This window comes from Campylobacter sp. 107 (assembly GCF_002383835.1).
Taxonomy (GTDB): domain Bacteria; phylum Campylobacterota; class Campylobacteria; order Campylobacterales; family Campylobacteraceae; genus Campylobacter_D; species Campylobacter_D jejuni.
On sequence record NZ_NXBA01000023.1, the window covers coordinates 1 to 16,090 of the forward strand.

Genomic DNA, 16,090 nt, shown 5'->3' on the forward strand with positions numbered 1-16,090 from the left:
CTCTTCACTCAAATCTATCGTGCTTAAAGCTAGAATAAAAAGTTCTATTTCACTTTCAAATACAAAAAGATGTTTATAGTGTTTAGCTAAATTTTTAATAAGCAAAGCATTGCCTATACCATAAATACATATAAAAGGATATCTATGAGTTTTTTCTAAAATACTTTGATAGAAAAAATTTAATTCTTCTTCTAAGTTTTCATACATAAAAACATTATGAGTTTTATCATAGATATTTAAATTTTCATCTATATTAAAACGAGAACAAGTTTTATTTTGTATGAAATTTAAAAGTTTATTTCCTAAGGGTTCATTTACCCCACTTAATAAAGCTTGTATGTTTTTTTCTAGTATGGTCATGAAAGTTTTCCTTAAATTTTATCTATCTTTAACAATATTTTGTCATCTTTTTCGCTAAATTGATACAACAAATCCTCACAAGGATAAGAGATATATTTTTCTTTGCAATCTTTTTTTAGATTTTGTTTTATTTTTTCTAACATTAAAGGAAGTTCTTTTTTAATCAAAAGTTTTACTGGAATTCCCATGCCATGATTTAAGTTTTTAATAAATTTTCCATCAACTTGAGATTCTTTAGTAATAGAACACAAAGTTGCATCAAAGCCAAGTTTATCAAGCTCTTCATAAAGCATAGTTTTTTCTTTTAAAGAAACATACTCATCATATAATGAATGATAACTTACAAAACAAGTTTTCAAACATTTTGATTGTTCTAAAAGATGATCTTCCTCTAAAAGATTTCGAATTTTTCTTCTTGCGGGAGAAAAAAAACGAGGCGATGAAGAATTACTTGTCCAAAAAGTTTTTGTCGAACAGTGTGTATTGATATGATGGAAAAAATCAAAAGTAGAAAATTCACTATACTGCATAAAATCTATTTCCTTTCCAAAACCTACAACTCTCCATAAAAACTTAGCGTATGCAGAATTATCCAACACTCCATCTACTAACCAAGGTGCAATCTTAGCCGCCAAATGTGCTAAATATCCCCCATGAGAACTACCTATCATAATAACTGGTATACCCCCCCCCATAGTATCAAAAGGAGCATGTTTTTTAAGGTAAAGTGTGACATTTAAAAGATCTTGAGCTTGCATGATTCCAAAATTTTGATATTCGTTTTTTGCAGGTTGCAAACTCACATGTAAATTTAAAAAATAATTTGGTGTAAAATTACCTTTTTGCTTGCCTTCAATTATTTGATTATTTACAAAATGAAAAATCTCACTCATTTGTTTATAGTCTTGAATTTTATCAACATCATAAGGAAGCTTGATATCCGCAGCTTCACAACTTACTTTTAAAATAAGCTTGTCTATATCATCTAAATAAAAAGTAGAGCCTGTTTGAGGACGATTACCAATACAATGATAATTTACTCCAACTACAGCAGTATTAAATTGCCTTACCATATAATCACCAACATATTGGATCGATGATATATCATCGCCCATACCTTGCACCACAAACACCAAGGCTTCAGGTGTTTTTTCATCATCATACCAAAGCTTAAATTCAAGCTTTGACTCTCTTTTTATACCAAGTTCTACATCATCACAAGAGTCAATCTCATAAGTTTTACTCACTATCATTACATTCCCCCTATTAAAAGATAAGTTTTACTCGCTAGGTTTTTAAAATTTTCATTCTTACTTAAGATCACGCAAGCTTTGCTACTAGAAGAGCTTATAAAGTCTATATTTTCTAAATCTTCATGGCTTTGATTGGCTGCGTTGATGATAGCATTTTTACTTGCTTCATTGCTTGAAATTCCCATGAGTATAAAATCAGCTTTATTTATAAAAACAAGTTTTAAGCATTCTTTATCATCACCTACGCGAAATTTTACTTCTTTGGTACCATTAAAATTGCCAAGATCGACATTTTCAACCCCGCTTACATTGCTCATCGTTTTTATAGAGCTTAAATGATCATTTTTTAAAGTATAAATGCTTATATCATTGATCAAAGTTTTAAGGTTATTTAAAGACTTACTAACTTCAGCTTCATCCTTGCTTGAACTCATTTTTGGTAAAGCAATAGCGGCTAAAATTCCTAAAATAACAATCACAAAAACAAGTTCTAATATGGTAAAAGCTTTTTTCATCTATATCCTTGAAAAATTTTTATTTTTAGGGCTTAAAATATCTTCTTCTATGCTTACAAATTCCTTTTTTTCATAAGCATCAACCGCAGCTCTTGCTATCATCAAAGCATTATCAGAGCAGAATTTTAAAGGAGCTAGTTTTAAATTTGCATTATATTTTTGACATAAATTTTGCAAACGCGAACGCAAGTTAAGATTTGCACTAGCTCCACCTACAACGCCAAAATTTTTAAATTTATAAAGATTAAAAATTTTTTCTAATTTATCCATGATATGATCACAAGCTGTATTTTCAAAGGCATAAGCTATTTCTGCTTTTATATCATCGCTTAAATTTTCATGCTTTAAAATTTCCAAACGCACTGCATTTTTAAGCCCTGAAAAACTATAAGCGAGTTCTTTAGAATGCTTTAAAGGTATATTAAAAGAGATATTTTTAAGTTTGGCGTTTTTTGCTAAATTTTCTATGATGACCCCACCAGGATAACCTAAATTCATCATTTTAGCCACTTTATCAAAACTTTCTCCAAAGCTATCATCATTTGTACTTGCTAAAAGCTCTAAGCTTGCATCATCTTTAAGATAAAGCACCATAGTGTGGCCACCACTAACAAGCAAAATTCCCATATCTAAAGAAATTTTTTCCTCTAAAAAAAGACTATAAATATGACCTTTAAGATGATTTATAGGGATTAAGGGTAAATTTAGAGCACTTGCTAAGGTTTTTGCCATAGAAATTCCACTGAGCAAAGAAACGCTAAGCCCAGGTTCATTTGTCACAGCTATAGCACAAAGATTTTTAAAATGCTCTTTGCATTGCTTAAGTATCTTTGGCAAAGCCTCGCTATGAAGTCTTGCAGCAAGTTCAGGCACCACTCCCCCATAGATGCTATGCTCTAATTCTTGGGAAATTTTTTTATGAAATTTACATTCTAATGTATTTTTATCAATGATAGCTATAGAACTATCATCACAAGAACTTTCTATAGCTAGGATAAGATTTTTCATTCAAATTCCACTAAAATAGAACCTAAGAATTTATCTTTTGATCTTGCCATTTTAAGAGTATTTAAATCCAAATTTTTAGCGTTTTTGATCAACTTGCTATTGATATTTGCCTCTAAAAGTTGTTGCAAATTTGCCCCTCTTAACTCATAAAATTCCACTCTATAAATTTTACCTGCCATGTCTAAAGAGTATTGTGTTTGCATATTTTTTTTATGAACTAAAATACCACTTTCATCTTTTCCATGATCAAAACCTATGATATTTACGCGCACATTAGCTATCTTTGGAATAAGAAAATTCTCTTTTACTTTTACCTTGGTTCCAAAAGGAACTGTGGTTTCATTGCCATCAACTTGAAAAGTCACTTCATTAAAAGCATCGCTAAATTCTAAATACTCAGGATATAATCTTGTTTGAAAACGATTGCCATATTGGATATAAAAAGAATTTCCTTCTGCGATAACAGCCGTAAGTTCATTGCTTGTGTTATAATTTAACTCTTTATTTACCGGAAAAGGCACATAGTTGATAATCTTTCTTGGATTTTTTAAAGAAAGTAAAATTCTATCATTAAAAAGCTTTACTTTAAGCTCTCGGTTTATGGCTTTATCAACCCCTTGTGGAGTGAGTTCAAAATCTCTGCTAAATTCAATTCCTGCGGTTTTTAAATAATTTTCAATTGCCAAAAGATGATAATAAGCTCTTAAATTTACAGGCAGATTTTTACTTGCTTCATTTGCAAAAGCGGCTTTGTGATTTGAAATCACAAAATAAGTTAAAGCTTTAAGCATTTCCGTATCGCCAAGCTCTTGGGTTTTGGTGTTTTTAAGATGATAAGCATGCTTTGGATCAGCAAGTGAAGAATTGACACTATTTACGGTTTGAGTGGCGATATTTTCAAGATCAGGGTATTTGCTTGCATTGATTTCACTTGTGTCAATCACGCTTGAATTTCCCCAACGCTTAGGATTTTGCATCGCATCGATATAAGTAGGTTTATAAAAACCCCAACCATCGTGAAGATTGATCACCATACTAACTTCAGGAAGTAAAATAAGCTCTTTAATGCGTTGCACAGTTTTATAATCAGGATCCTTTGGGCTAATGCTTGCAAATTTACGGTTTAAATCCCCATTATTCCCACGCGAACGCTTGATAATGCTATCAAAAGCTAAATTTGGAGCCACTATAATCTTACCCTTGGTGATATTATAATCACTCAAAAGCAAACTTGCCGCATGAAATCCACCAGGCTCATCACCTTGAATTCCACCAAAAATTAAAACTGTATTATTATCATCTAGACTTTTTCCATTTTCTCCTACGCTAAAGTCTAGCTCTAAAGCAAAAATGCTTGTTATAAAAAATAAAATTGTTAAAAAAATTTTCATTTTAACTCCTTAAATACTCTCTTGTTTTAAAATCATACTCAAAAACCTCTTCTATACTTGAAATTTTAGGCACTCCAAAATGATCAAGGGCTTTAAAAATACATTTAGTGATATCTAAAAATCCACTTTTATTTTCTAAAAAATTATAAACACCAACTTCATTAGCAGCATTGATGATAACACCTAAATTTGGCTCTTTTAAAAATGTATTTTTAAGCTTAAAAATAGGATATTTTTTTGTGCTGATTGGATGAAATTTTAAAGCAGGTATTTTACTAAAATCAACAGCCTCTAAAATAGGCGTATCTTGTTTTTCAAATATAGCATCTGAAATAGCTAGTTTCATATCTGCTTTTGAAAAATACGCCGTGCTAGCTCCATTTTTAAATTCACACATTGCATGCACTAAAGATCTTGGTTCTATTAAAGCATCAATTTCTTTAAAATCATATAAATGATAAGCCTCTATAATCTCAAAAAGCTTATTTGCCATAGTCGCACTATCTATAGTGATCTTTGCTCCCATGTTCCAATTAGGATGTTTTAAAGCATCTTTGACACTGACTTGATTTAAATCTTTGATTTTATATTTATAAAAAGCTCCGCCGCTTGCTGTGATATAAAGTTTTGCTATATTTTTTTTACCTTCGAGTAAAAATTTTAAAGCTGCATGCTCACTATCAACGGGTAAAAATTTAGCCCCTTTCAAAAAACTCCCAGCTACTACAAGACTTTCTTTGTTAGCTAAAGCTATGCTTTTGCCAAGCTCTTTAGCCTTTAAAGTGCTTTTAAGTCCTGCAAAACCTACAATGGCATTGAGTAAAAGCTTATCTTGACATTCTGTTAAAATTTGCTCTAAACCTTCTTGCCCTATAAAAACCCTATCGTGTTTAACTAAATGCTTATTTTTTGAATCTTTTATGGCAACAAATTTGGGTTTAAACCTTGCGATTTGTTCATTTAAAAGAGCGATATTATCCCCACAAGCTAAAGCAGAAATACGAATATTTTTTAAAGCAGCAAGTTTAAGAGCGTTTATTCCTATGCTGCCCGTGCTTCCAAAAAGTATCATAAAAAAGTAACCATCACAAAAGCAGCAATGATCACTGCATCGATTCTATCGAGCACGCCCCCATGACCAGGGATAAGATCTCCACTATCTTTTACACCTGCTTCTCTTTTAAAATAACTCTCAAGCAAATCTCCAATCACTGCAAAAATCGCTACAAAAAACGAACAAAGTAAAGAAAGCCAAAAACTATAAACAAAAATTCCCAAAATAGTTCCAATAACACTCGCACAAATCAAGCCACCTATAACACCTTCTAAGGTTTTGTTTGGACTTGTTGGAGAAAAAGGAGTTTTACCCATAAGTTTTCCGATAAAATACGCCCCACTATCGCAAGCTGCAACGATAATGATAAGCCAAAAAAGCGCAAATATACCCTGATCTAAATACACTTGCCAAAGTGCTAAAATAGGCAAACTAGGATAAATATAAATAAGAGCTGGTTTTAAGGAAGCCTTTTTATAAACCAAATATCCAACGACTAATAACAAAGCTAAAATCCCAAAAAGCAAAGCTTTATGCAATAAACTTCCCAAAATAAAAGCTATAGCCAAAGGGATAATAGAAATATTTTCTAAAGCAAAAAGTTTTTTTGCTTCACTAAAAGATAAATACAATAAAACCGCAAAAACGATAAAATTGATAAAAAATTGATCAATTAACGCGATAATAATAATAGCCCCTATCATCACAAGAGCTGAAATAATTCTAGTTGTATTAAACATATTTTTCCTTATATACTAATATCTAAGCGATGAATGCTTTGCGCGTCTTTAAAATTTGGATCTTTAGACTCATCTTCTTCATTTTTCTCATCATCGCTGGTTTTAGCTTCTTGATTGTGTTTTTTCTTTTTTTCTTCTTGTTCGGCTTTTTCTTTGATCTCTTCTTTGATTTCATGAGTCTCATTGACTTTTTCAAGCTTGTTTAAAGTTTTTTCTTTTTCATTAAATTCAGCCATATTTAGCGTAGCTGCAAAACCTTCTTTTGCAAGCTCATTGCTTGCTTGTGTAGCTGGATAAGCCATATTCTGATTTATATAATTGATATTTCCTAAAGGGCTAACTGGCATTTTAATCCTTTGTGATATTAATACTTTTAAAATTTGTATAATTTACAAACGCCTTTTGCTGAACCTTAACAAAATTTTTTAAGGTATAATTGACCCAATACGAACCTTTCTTTAACTTAGAAAAGCTTACACAAAGCCTTGCAGCAAATTCTATCACATCGAGGCTGATTTTTTGCTTGTTTGATACAATCAAAGTATGTGCGCTAGGAATATCCCTTACATGAAGCCACAAATCATCTTTTTTAGCATTTTTAAGTAAAAATTCATTGCCTTTTTCATTTTTACCCACACAAATTTTAAACTCATTGTAATAAAAATGTGCCACAAGATCTTCTTGTTTATAATCTTGATTTTTTTTGCTATTTTTTTTAGGTAGTAAAATTTCAAGCTCTATCTCACTCTTAGCTTGAAGCAATAATTCTTTCAAACTCAAGGTAAAATCTAACTTTTCTTTTAAATTTTGTCTTTGTATGTTTAAATTTTTAGCTTTTTGTTCTAATTTTTTGGCATTTTTATAATATAAATTAGCGCTTTGCTTAGGACTAAATTCAAGCTTAAATTCAAGCTCTTTGCCTTCAAAATCATCAAGCTTAAATTCCCTTTCATAATCTTTTAAAACACTCAAATTTGCAAACAATACATCAGCCCTTTTTCTGTATTCTAAAGCTTTTAAGAGTAAAGAATTTTCTTCATCTAGACTAGAAAAAAGTTCTTGTAAATTTTGTATTTTTTTATCTACTTGTGCAAGTTTTAAATTTTTTATTTGTTTGATTTTACTCTCATAAATGCTTGTAAATTTGCGAGAAAAATAATCTGCAAAGTCTTTGATTTCCTCAAAATTTTCATCCATTTTATAAGGCTTTAAAGGCTCTAAAATCACATTAGGTTTTACAACACGATAACTTTTATCAATATGCCTTAAAGCCTCTATGATCAAATTTTTTTTATCTGTAAGAATAACATTGGTATTTTTACCCGTAAATTCAAAATAAATCTTGCTCTCATAGCTTTTATAAGCCTTATTAGCTTTTACACTAAAACATAAAATACGATTGCCTTCAAGGACTTTAACTTCCTTTATAAAAGCATTGCTAAAATACTTTTTAAGCATAAAATCAAAAGGTGCATTATAATTTTTTGCATTAAATTTAGCTGTATAAATCGCACTCATTGCACGAGTAAGATCAAAAATAAATCTTTCTCTATCAAAGCTTAATTCCAAAATATTGTCATTGATACGCTTGATAAAATCGATTTTTTTAAACTGAGAAAAAAAAGTTTGCAATTGTAAAAGTTCTGTGTATTTCATAAAAGAAATTATAAAATATTTTGGCGAATTTGTGGTAGAATTACATTAAAAAAGGAAATTTGTGCAGCTTAATGAGCTAAATTGCGTGATTTTATGTGGTGGCAAATCTAGTCGTATGGGACAAGATAAAAGCAAATTGATTCTTAAAAATCAAAATTTAACTCAATTTCAAGTAGAGAAATTTTCTAAAATTTTTAAAAATGTCTATGTGAGTGCGAAAGAAGACAAATTTGAAAACCATTTTAGCTTGATAAAAGATTCTTTAGAATTTGAAGTTTACTCTCCTATGCTTGCGCTTTACTCTATACTTTCAAATTTTAAAAATGAATTTGTTTTTGTTTTAAGTGTAGATAGTCCTAAAGTAGGTGAAAATGAGCTTTTAAAAATGCTTCCTTTTTTAGAACAAAACTATAAAATAATCATAGCAAAAACCCCTTTGCATAAACATCCCTTATGTGGCTTTTATCACAGCTCTTTAGCTCAAACTTGTAAAAATTTCTTAGAAAAAAATGAACAAAAAATAGGACTTTTATTTTCTGAGATTAAAACCAAATTTGTAGAATTTGAAGATGAAGATGCTTTTTTAAATCTTAATTTTTATGAAGAATATGAAAAATTTAAAAGCGAGTTAAAATGAGAAAAATTGCTTTATTTTTAAGCTTATGCGTTTTTATATGGGCTAGTGATTTACAACAAGCTTTAGAGTATGAAAAACAAGGCGATTATAAAAAAGCTATGGAAATTTACAAAAAACTCGCTTTAAAAAATTCATCTGTTTTGATTTCTCAAGAACAAAATAACTCAAGCCAAGCAACACAAACGCAAAATTCTATCACTATAAAAAAAGAAGAAAAACAAGACTTTTCTCACTTAGCTTTGGCTAATTATCTTGGTGAAAATGAAAGTTTTAATCCCCTTGGCATTAGCTCTTATAAGATGAATTATTTTTTACCTTTTGCTTATAGTTTTAATTCTTTAGGAACAAATAATAATAAGAGTGAGGCAAAATTCCAACTTAGTGTTAAAAAAAGACTTTTTGAAAATTTACTAGGACTAGATGAAAAATATTATATAGCCTATACTCAAACTTCTTGGTGGCAAATTTATGAGCATTCTTCTCCTTTTAGAGAAACCAACTATCAACCAGAATTTTTTATAGATTTTCCTTTGTATCTTAAAGATTATGAATTTTTTAACAATCTACGCGTAGGTATATTGCATGAAAGCAATGGCAAGGGAGATGAGAATTTACAATCTCGCTCATGGAATAGAATTTATGTATCTACGGCTATTTTATATAATAAATTTTTATTTGTTCCACGCCTTTGGTATAGAATTCCTGAAAGCAAAAAAGATGATGACAATCCTGCAATCTTGCATTATATGGGAAATTTTGATGTGAATTTAGCGTATTTGGGCGATGATTATTTTATCAATCTTATGCTAAGAAATAATCTTAAATTCCACGATAACAAAGGTGCTATACAGGTTGATCTAGGATATGATATTTTTAATAACGGAATTTATTGGTATTTACAATACTTTAATGGCTATGGAGAAAGCCTTATAGACTATAACAAACACTTGCAAAGACTTTCCACTGGATTTTTGATTTCTTACTAAAATATCCTTTGTAGTTTTATCATTTCTTAAAACAAATTTCATTACAATTTCATTTTTGATAATTATTATTACTATAAGGAAAGATTTGTTTTTTAAGTATATATTGAGTTTAAAAGTGCTTATAGCTTTACTTTTATTTTTTGGAATGATAAGTTTATTTATAGGAGTTATCAGTATCAATGTAAAAGATATCCTTAATCTTAACTCCACTCAACTAGAAATCATAACCCTTACAAGAATTCCTAGACTTATAGCGATTTTACTCACAGGAATGAGTCTTAGTATATGCGGGCTTATCATGCAACAACTCACGCAAAATAAATTCGTTTCTCCAACTACGGCAGGGACTATGGATTGTGCTAAATTTGGCATACTTATTTCTTTAATATTTTTTGCTGGAGCATCTTTTTTCACTCAAGCTATTATTGCTTCTATATTTGCACTTTTGGGTTCTTTTATATTTATCCAAATTTTAAGAAAAATCAAACTCAAAGATGTGATTTTTGTACCTTTGATAGGCTTGATGTTTGGAGGCATTATTAGTGCTATAACCACTTTTTTTGCCTATACTTTAAATTATATACAAAATATCCAAGGCTGGCTACAAGGCAGTATGGCAAATGTTATGCAGGGAAATTATGAATTGCTCTACATTTCTTTACCACTTTTTATACTTGCTTATTTTTTAGCTCATAAAATTACCATAGTTGGCATGGGTGAAGATATAGCTTTAAATCTTGGAATTTCTTATAATGGGATATTATTTTTAGGCTTGATGATTGTAAGCATTATCACTAGTTTAGTGATTGTAAGCGTTGGGATTATCCCTTTTTTAGGGCTAATTATCCCAAATTTAGTAGCTCTTTATCTGGGTGATAATCTTAGAAAAAATCTTATCTATATAGCACTTTGTGGAGCTTTGTTTTTACTTGTTTGCGATATCATTTCAAGACTTGTCATCTTTCCTTTTGAAATGCCTTTAAGCATTACTACAGGTGTTTTAGGATCTTTAATCTTTATCTTTCTTTTGCTAAAAAGGAAAGTTTATGCGTAAAAAAATGCTAATTTTAAGCTTTTTAACACTTGGTATGATAGGGATTTTTATATTTGTGGGTTTAAATGGCTTTGATGAGTATGCTTTAAAAAGTCGTTTTTTACAAATTGCGGCTATTATTATAGTAGCTATTTGTATCGCTGTTTCAACAGTGATTTTTCAAACTTTATGCAATAACAAAATTCTAACCCCTGCTATCATAGGATTAGATTCTTTATATATGTTGCTTCAAAGTGCTCTTATCTTTTCTTTTGGTGCGGCTAATTTAAGTGTTTATAAAAACGATATCAATTTTTTAATCACTCTAGTTTGTATGGTGGTTTTTTCACTAGGACTTTATAAGATTTTATTTAGTAGCGATAGAAGTATTTATCTTATCATGCTTTTAGGTTTAGTTTTTGGAACACTTTTTAGCACTTTAAGCTCTTTTTTTGAAGTACTAATCGACCCTGATGAATTCATGGTAATACAAGGAAGAATGTTTGCTAGTTTTGATAATATTGCTTTTGATGTTTTAATTCTTGCTTATATTATTAGCTTTTTAAGTTTTATATGGATTTTTCGCTATATGAAATTTTTAGATCCTTTAAATTTAGGCAAAGATTTAGCGATAAATTTAGGGATAAATTATCAAAAAATTTCAAAACAATTGATGATTATCATAGCTATTTTAACTTCTATTAGCACCGCACTTGTAGGTCCTATAACCTTTTTAGGACTTTTAGTAGTAAATATCACTTATGAGCTATTTAAAACTGCAAAACATAGTATTTTGCTAAGCGCTTGTATACTTATTAGTATTTTGGCTTTACTTGGAGGGGTGTTTTTTGTCTCTAGAGTTTTTGATTATAATGCCACTATAAGCGTGGTTATTAATTTCTTAGGTGGGATATATTTTATCTATCTTATATTAAAGGGTAATAAATTATGATTAAACTAAAAAATATCACCAAATTTTATGATAATAAAGTCATTATTTCAGATCTTAGCCTTGATTTTCATAAAGGCAAAATCACTTCTATAATAGGAGCCAATGGCGCTGGAAAATCCACTCTTTTAGCTCTAGCAAGTCGTTTGATAAAACCTAGTAGTGGAGAAATTTATATCAATGGAATGAATTTAAAAAATTATAAAGAGCAAATCTTAGCACAAAAAATTTCCATTCTCAAACAACAAAACAATATCAATTTAAGATTAAAAGTTGAAGAATTAGTCGCTTTTGGGCGTTTTCCACATTCTCAAGGAAGACTTAATGCAAACGATAAAATCAAAATCAATGAGGCTTTAGAATACATGGGACTTAGTAACTTAAGAAATGAATTTTTAGATACATTAAGCGGCGGACAAAAACAAAGAGCTTTTATAGCCATGATCATCGCTCAAGACACTGAATTTATAATGTTTGATGAACCTTTAAACAATCTTGATATGAAGCATAGCGTACAAATCATGCAACTAATGAAAAATTTAGTCAAAGACTTTAACAAAAGTATAGCTGTTGTATTGCATGATATTAATTTTGCTTCGATTTATTCTGATGAAATCATAGCCTTAAAAGATGGGAAGCTTTTAAAACAAGGCTCAAAAGATGAAATCATCAATCAAGAAAATTTAAAACAAATTTATGATATGGATATACCCGTAAGTCAAATTGATGGCAAGAAAATTTGTATTTATTTTTAAAAAGGAGAAAATATGAAAAAATCTTTAGTTTTTGCATTTTTTGCATTTTTTTTAAGTCTAATCTTAACAGCTTGTAATTCAAACTCAAATGAAAATAACGCAAGTTCTACAACAAAAACCAACACTGCTACGGTGAAAGTTTTGCCTATTAGTATGAGCGATGAGAGTGATAGTTTTTTAGTGAAGGATAGTCTAGGAGAAAATAAAATCCCTAAAAATCCTTCTAAGGTAGTGATCTTAGATCTTGGAATTTTAGATACTTTTGATGCTTTAAAATTAAATGATAAAGTCGCGGGCGTTCCTGCTAAAAATTTACCAAAATACCTACAACAATTTAAAAACAAACCTAGTGTAGGTGGAGTACAACAAGTTGATTTTGAAGCCATTAATGCTTTAAAACCTGATCTTATCATCATTTCTGGACGCCAAAGTAAATTTTATGATAAGTTAAAAGAAATAGCTCCAACTTTATTTGTAGGTCTTGATAATGCAAATTTTTTAAGCTCTTTTGAAAACAATGTCTTAAGCGTTGCAAAACTTTATGGTTTAGAAAAAGAAGCTTTAGAAAAAATTTCAGATATTAAAAATGAAATTGAAAAAGCCAAAAGTATAGTTGATGAAGATAAAAAAGCTCTTATCATTCTTACAAATTCTAACAAAATTTCAGCCTTTGGTCCTCAATCTCGCTTTGGGATTATTCACGATGTTTTAGGGATTAATGCAGTAGATGAGAATATAAAAGTAGGCACACACGGAAAAAGTATCAATTCTGAATTTATATTAGAAAAAAATCCTGATTATATTTTTGTTGTTGATAGAAATGTCATCGTAGGCAATAAAGAACGCGCTCAAGGCATACTCAATAATGCGCTTGTCGCTAAAACCAAAGCAGCACAAAACAAAAAAATCATCTATCTTGATCCAGAATACTGGTATTTAGCAAGTGGAAATGGACTAGAGTCTTTAAAAACTATGATTTTAGAAATCAAAAACGCTGTAAAATAATATAACTTCGCAAGGGCTAGTCTCTTGCTTCGATACTTAATAAAATACTTGGGATTTTCAAGAAAGTTTTAGTGGCGGACAGAGAGGGATTTGAACCCTCGAGACCCGTTAAGATCTGCACCCTTAGCAGGGGTGTGGTTTCAGCCACTCACCCATCTGTCCAATAAAGTAAAGTATAAGTATACAAAAAAATAAATAATACCTAGCTTAAAAAGCTAGGAAAAATCAAAGGCTAAGATAAGCCAAAAGCAAAGTTACAACAACCCCTACTCCAAGAACTGCAAATTGTTTACTTCTATCTTTTTTATTTGCAAACAAAGTAATCATAAGCCCTGAAATATAAAGCATAAATAAAGTAATACCAAAGCCTACACTAAGCACAGAAAAATACCAAACACCCTTATCTTTATGAAGCATAATCATATCGCCAAGTAAAGATCTTGTTTTTAAAGTAATATTGTATTCATTAGTAGATTTTTGAGTTATATTAGCACTATAATGAGTTCCACCTATTGTTATACCTTTATCTTTACTTTTAATAATATCTGTATTAGATGGTACTTTTAAACCATTTGTTTTTAAAAACTCTATTAAAGCTTCTCTTTCTTTACCACTTTCTATAACTTTTGACAATTGATACTGCTCAACTTTTAAGCCCACATCTTGATTAATACCAAAAATATACGCTATACCTGTTAAAGCAAAAAGCAAAGCACAAGGCAAGAAGAACAAACTAAGATAGATATGAACCTGTCTAAACAATTTATTTTTGTTGATCATTTTAACTCCTTTTTGATTATCAAAATTTGTGATATTTTGACAAAATAAAGTGAAGTAAAAGTGAATTTTAAATAAAAAGTTTATATTTTTTAAAATAAAAAAAGAAAAAGCCCTATGATTATAGGGCTTAAGAATTATTTTTTATCAATCACTTGATAATTATAAGGAGCAAGCTCTTTATCATGCTCTAAAAGTTCTTTTGGAGGATTACCATTAACATCTTTTTCATCTGCATAGTAACGCTCTCCAGCTTTATGACTATTAACATCTACTTTATAATAAAGCTCTCCTGGATTAAATTTTTGAATATCTTCAAAACCTAAATTTGAAGTTTTAAAATCTTTAATTCCATTTGCTGTTGCGATTTCTACAAGTTTAGTTTGTCCCATTCTTGCCATATCAACAGCTTGCAATAACATCCTTGAAGCTTCACGAGGATTATGGAAACCAGTTGAGTTTTCAGCGTTAACAAAATCTGCTCTCATTTGAGCTTTACGATGAAGTTCTAAAACTTCTTTTAACTCTTCGCTAATTTTTTTCGCATCAGCTTTTCCATCACTTTGGAATTTTTCCATATTGCCTAATTCATCGCGTAGTTTTTTAGTATCCATAATCAAACTAACAATTGCGTACTCTGCAGTTCTTTGATCATGTGCAACGCTATTTTGTATGTCAAGCACTTGAGCTTTTAAATAATCTTCACTTTGTTTATGACAAGACTTACAAGCAGAGTTAATATCTCTTAAAGGAGAGGTGATATTGTGTTGAGTAACCTTTTTAGCTCCTTCTCTAACATAAGGCATATGACAATCTACGCAACTTACCCCATTTGCAGCATGCACACCGCCACTATAAAGTTCGCTTTCTGGGTGTTGAATTTTAATAATTTGTGCCCCTGTTAATTTATGAGTAAAATCAGCTCCAAATACTCCACGAACTTTATCATAATAATCATCTAACATTTCAATTCTAAATGGTTGTCCTTTTTTCCACTCACTCCAAGGAAAAGTTAAAACTATACCATCGGTTTCAATCTCTTTAGCTTTATTACCATCTCTCCAAAACTCATACTCATCATAATTTTTCTGAGTTCCATTCCACCATTTTTTAGAACTATCATCTACAATAGTTTCACCCATTACCTTTACTTTTTCCCCAGTTGGTTTAAAATAGTATTCAACATGGCATTGAGAGCAAACTAAAGTTCTCATTTCTTCTCTTGTAGCTTTTACGCCTTGTACTGGATCTTTTTCATATCCCCTAGAAACTAAAGCATTAATCGCTGCTGGACGAGTAAGTCTTAAACTCATATCATTTGGATTATGACAATCTGCACAAGTTACACCCATTCTTTTACCACCATGTGGGCCTGCATGTTCAGGTGAATTTTCTACTATACCATCAACGGCTGGGATATTTTTAATCATAGTCCAATAATTTGTAGAGTTAAAAGCGGTAAAATCCCCTTTAGCAACATTTTTTATAAGCCATGGAGTCCATCCACTATGACAATTCATACAAGCTGCGGGTTGGCCTTTAAAAGCAGCAAGTCCGTGAGCATTAAGAAAATCCTTGTTGTTTCTTGCTGTTTTCATTTGATCTACTTGAACCCAAAAATGCCCTCTTTCTTCATTGAAATCAAGACTAAAAGGATATCCTGCCCAAAGTATGGTTAATTGAGGAAAGCGAATCAATTTTGAATAAGCTAAATTACCACCAAATTCAGTAGCTTTAGGCTCTTCTTTTTCAACTGTTAAATACATTTTTAGTTGCTCTGGAAAAACCTTACCCCATTTTTCAAAATTTGGATCATCATCGCTAAGCAAAGAAAAATCAGCATTTGCTGCAATGGCATTTTTATTTGCTTCATCTTCTTTTTTTTGATTGATATCATTATTTAGCCATAAAACTCCCGCTATAAGTAAAACCAAAACAACAATACCCAAGCGTAAAATATTTTTTTTCATT

16 protein-coding genes, 1 tRNA gene and 1 pseudogene are annotated in these 16,090 nt (G+C 30.3%); 6 read left to right on the forward strand and 12 right to left on the reverse strand.

The genetic code is table 11. The features are described from left to right. From BGS40_RS03940 to BGS40_RS03980, 9 genes and pseudogenes are all read right to left on the reverse strand, one after another. Positions 1-360: pseudogene (locus BGS40_RS03940) on the reverse strand (motility associated factor glycosyltransferase family protein); the annotation flags it as partial. An 11-nt stretch (positions 361-371) separates the two neighbouring features. Continuing rightward, a complete protein-coding gene (locus BGS40_RS03945; RefSeq protein WP_096738392.1) occupies positions 372-1,613 on the reverse strand; it encodes a DUF2920 family protein in 1,242 nt (413 codons plus the stop codon). Further along, complete coding sequence (locus BGS40_RS03950) at positions 1,613-2,128, reverse strand: type II secretion system protein (RefSeq protein WP_096738393.1); 516 nt, start codon at positions 2,126-2,128, stop codon at positions 1,613-1,615. Before BGS40_RS03950 ends, BGS40_RS03945 begins: the two co-directional genes overlap by 1 nt. Continuing rightward, entirely contained in the window at positions 2,129-3,136 is a 1,008-nt protein-coding gene (gene tsaD / locus BGS40_RS03955) for a tRNA (adenosine(37)-N6)-threonylcarbamoyltransferase complex transferase subunit TsaD (protein ID WP_071170083.1), read from the reverse strand. Continuing rightward, the gene (locus BGS40_RS03960; RefSeq protein ID WP_052803818.1) at positions 3,133-4,527 is read right to left on the reverse strand and encodes a M99 family carboxypeptidase catalytic domain-containing protein; all 1,395 of its coding nucleotides are present in this window, start codon (positions 4,525-4,527) and stop codon (positions 3,133-3,135) included. Before BGS40_RS03960 ends, tsaD begins: the two co-directional genes overlap by 4 nt. Before the next feature lies 1 nt (position 4,528). After that, positions 4,529-5,599 carry a 1-deoxy-D-xylulose-5-phosphate reductoisomerase gene (gene dxr / locus BGS40_RS03965; protein ID WP_096738394.1) on the reverse strand — a complete coding sequence of 357 codons (1,071 nt, stop codon included), beginning with the start codon at positions 5,597-5,599 and terminating at the stop codon, positions 4,529-4,531. After that, on the reverse strand, positions 5,596-6,321 hold the full coding sequence (locus tag BGS40_RS03970; RefSeq protein ID WP_096738395.1) for a phosphatidate cytidylyltransferase: 726 nt from the start codon (positions 6,319-6,321) through the stop codon (positions 5,596-5,598). The genes dxr and BGS40_RS03970 overlap by 4 nt, the downstream gene beginning before the upstream one ends. Positions 6,322-6,329: 8 nt before the next feature. After that, positions 6,330-6,668 (reverse strand): hypothetical protein, encoded by a 339-nt coding sequence (locus BGS40_RS03975; RefSeq protein WP_002852397.1) that lies wholly within the window; start codon positions 6,666-6,668, stop codon positions 6,330-6,332. A 1-nt stretch (position 6,669) separates the two neighbouring features. Then, a complete protein-coding gene (locus tag BGS40_RS03980; protein WP_096738396.1) occupies positions 6,670-7,977 on the reverse strand; it encodes an NFACT RNA binding domain-containing protein in 1,308 nt (435 codons plus the stop codon). Between the two features lie 61 nt (positions 7,978-8,038). Here BGS40_RS03980 and BGS40_RS03985 point away from each other — a divergent pair, with 61 nt between their 5' ends. The 6 genes from BGS40_RS03985 to ceuE all read left to right on the forward strand — a co-directional run bounded on the left by BGS40_RS03985 (position 8,039) and on the right by ceuE (position 13,342). Then, the gene (locus BGS40_RS03985) at positions 8,039-8,614 is read left to right on the forward strand and encodes a molybdenum cofactor guanylyltransferase (protein ID WP_002858185.1); all 576 of its coding nucleotides are present in this window, start codon (positions 8,039-8,041) and stop codon (positions 8,612-8,614) included. Next, positions 8,611-9,600, forward strand: coding sequence for a phospholipase A (locus tag BGS40_RS03990; protein WP_096738397.1), 990 nt, complete (start codon positions 8,611-8,613; stop codon positions 9,598-9,600). Before BGS40_RS03985 ends, BGS40_RS03990 begins: the two co-directional genes overlap by 4 nt. Positions 9,601-9,685: 85 nt before the next feature. Further along, positions 9,686-10,654 (forward strand): enterochelin ABC transporter permease CeuB, encoded by a 969-nt coding sequence (gene ceuB, locus BGS40_RS03995; protein ID WP_096738398.1) that lies wholly within the window; start codon positions 9,686-9,688, stop codon positions 10,652-10,654. Continuing rightward, on the forward strand, positions 10,647-11,585 hold the full coding sequence (gene ceuC, locus BGS40_RS04000; RefSeq protein ID WP_096738399.1) for an enterochelin ABC transporter permease CeuC: 939 nt from the start codon (positions 10,647-10,649) through the stop codon (positions 11,583-11,585). Before ceuB ends, ceuC begins: the two co-directional genes overlap by 8 nt. Beyond that, positions 11,582-12,337, forward strand: coding sequence for an enterochelin ABC transporter ATP-binding protein CeuD (gene ceuD / locus BGS40_RS04005; protein ID WP_096738400.1), 756 nt, complete (start codon positions 11,582-11,584; stop codon positions 12,335-12,337). Before ceuC ends, ceuD begins: the two co-directional genes overlap by 4 nt. Before the next feature lie 12 nt (positions 12,338-12,349). Continuing rightward, positions 12,350-13,342 carry an enterochelin ABC transporter substrate-binding protein CeuE gene (ceuE, locus tag BGS40_RS04010; RefSeq protein ID WP_096738401.1) on the forward strand — a complete coding sequence of 331 codons (993 nt, stop codon included), beginning with the start codon at positions 12,350-12,352 and terminating at the stop codon, positions 13,340-13,342. Between the two features lie 72 nt (positions 13,343-13,414). Here ceuE and BGS40_RS04015 read toward each other — a convergent pair. The 3 genes from BGS40_RS04015 to BGS40_RS04025 all read right to left on the reverse strand — a co-directional run bounded on the left by BGS40_RS04015 (position 13,415) and on the right by BGS40_RS04025 (position 16,089). Then, positions 13,415-13,504, reverse strand: a tRNA-Ser gene (locus BGS40_RS04015). A 63-nt stretch (positions 13,505-13,567) separates the two neighbouring features. Then, entirely contained in the window at positions 13,568-14,122 is a 555-nt protein-coding gene (locus tag BGS40_RS04020; protein WP_052794237.1) for a hypothetical protein, read from the reverse strand. Positions 14,123-14,256: 134 nt separating this feature from the next. Then, the gene (locus tag BGS40_RS04025; RefSeq protein WP_096738402.1) at positions 14,257-16,089 is read right to left on the reverse strand and encodes an ammonia-forming cytochrome c nitrite reductase subunit c552; all 1,833 of its coding nucleotides are present in this window, start codon (positions 16,087-16,089) and stop codon (positions 14,257-14,259) included. Position 16,090 lies beyond the last annotated feature (1 nt).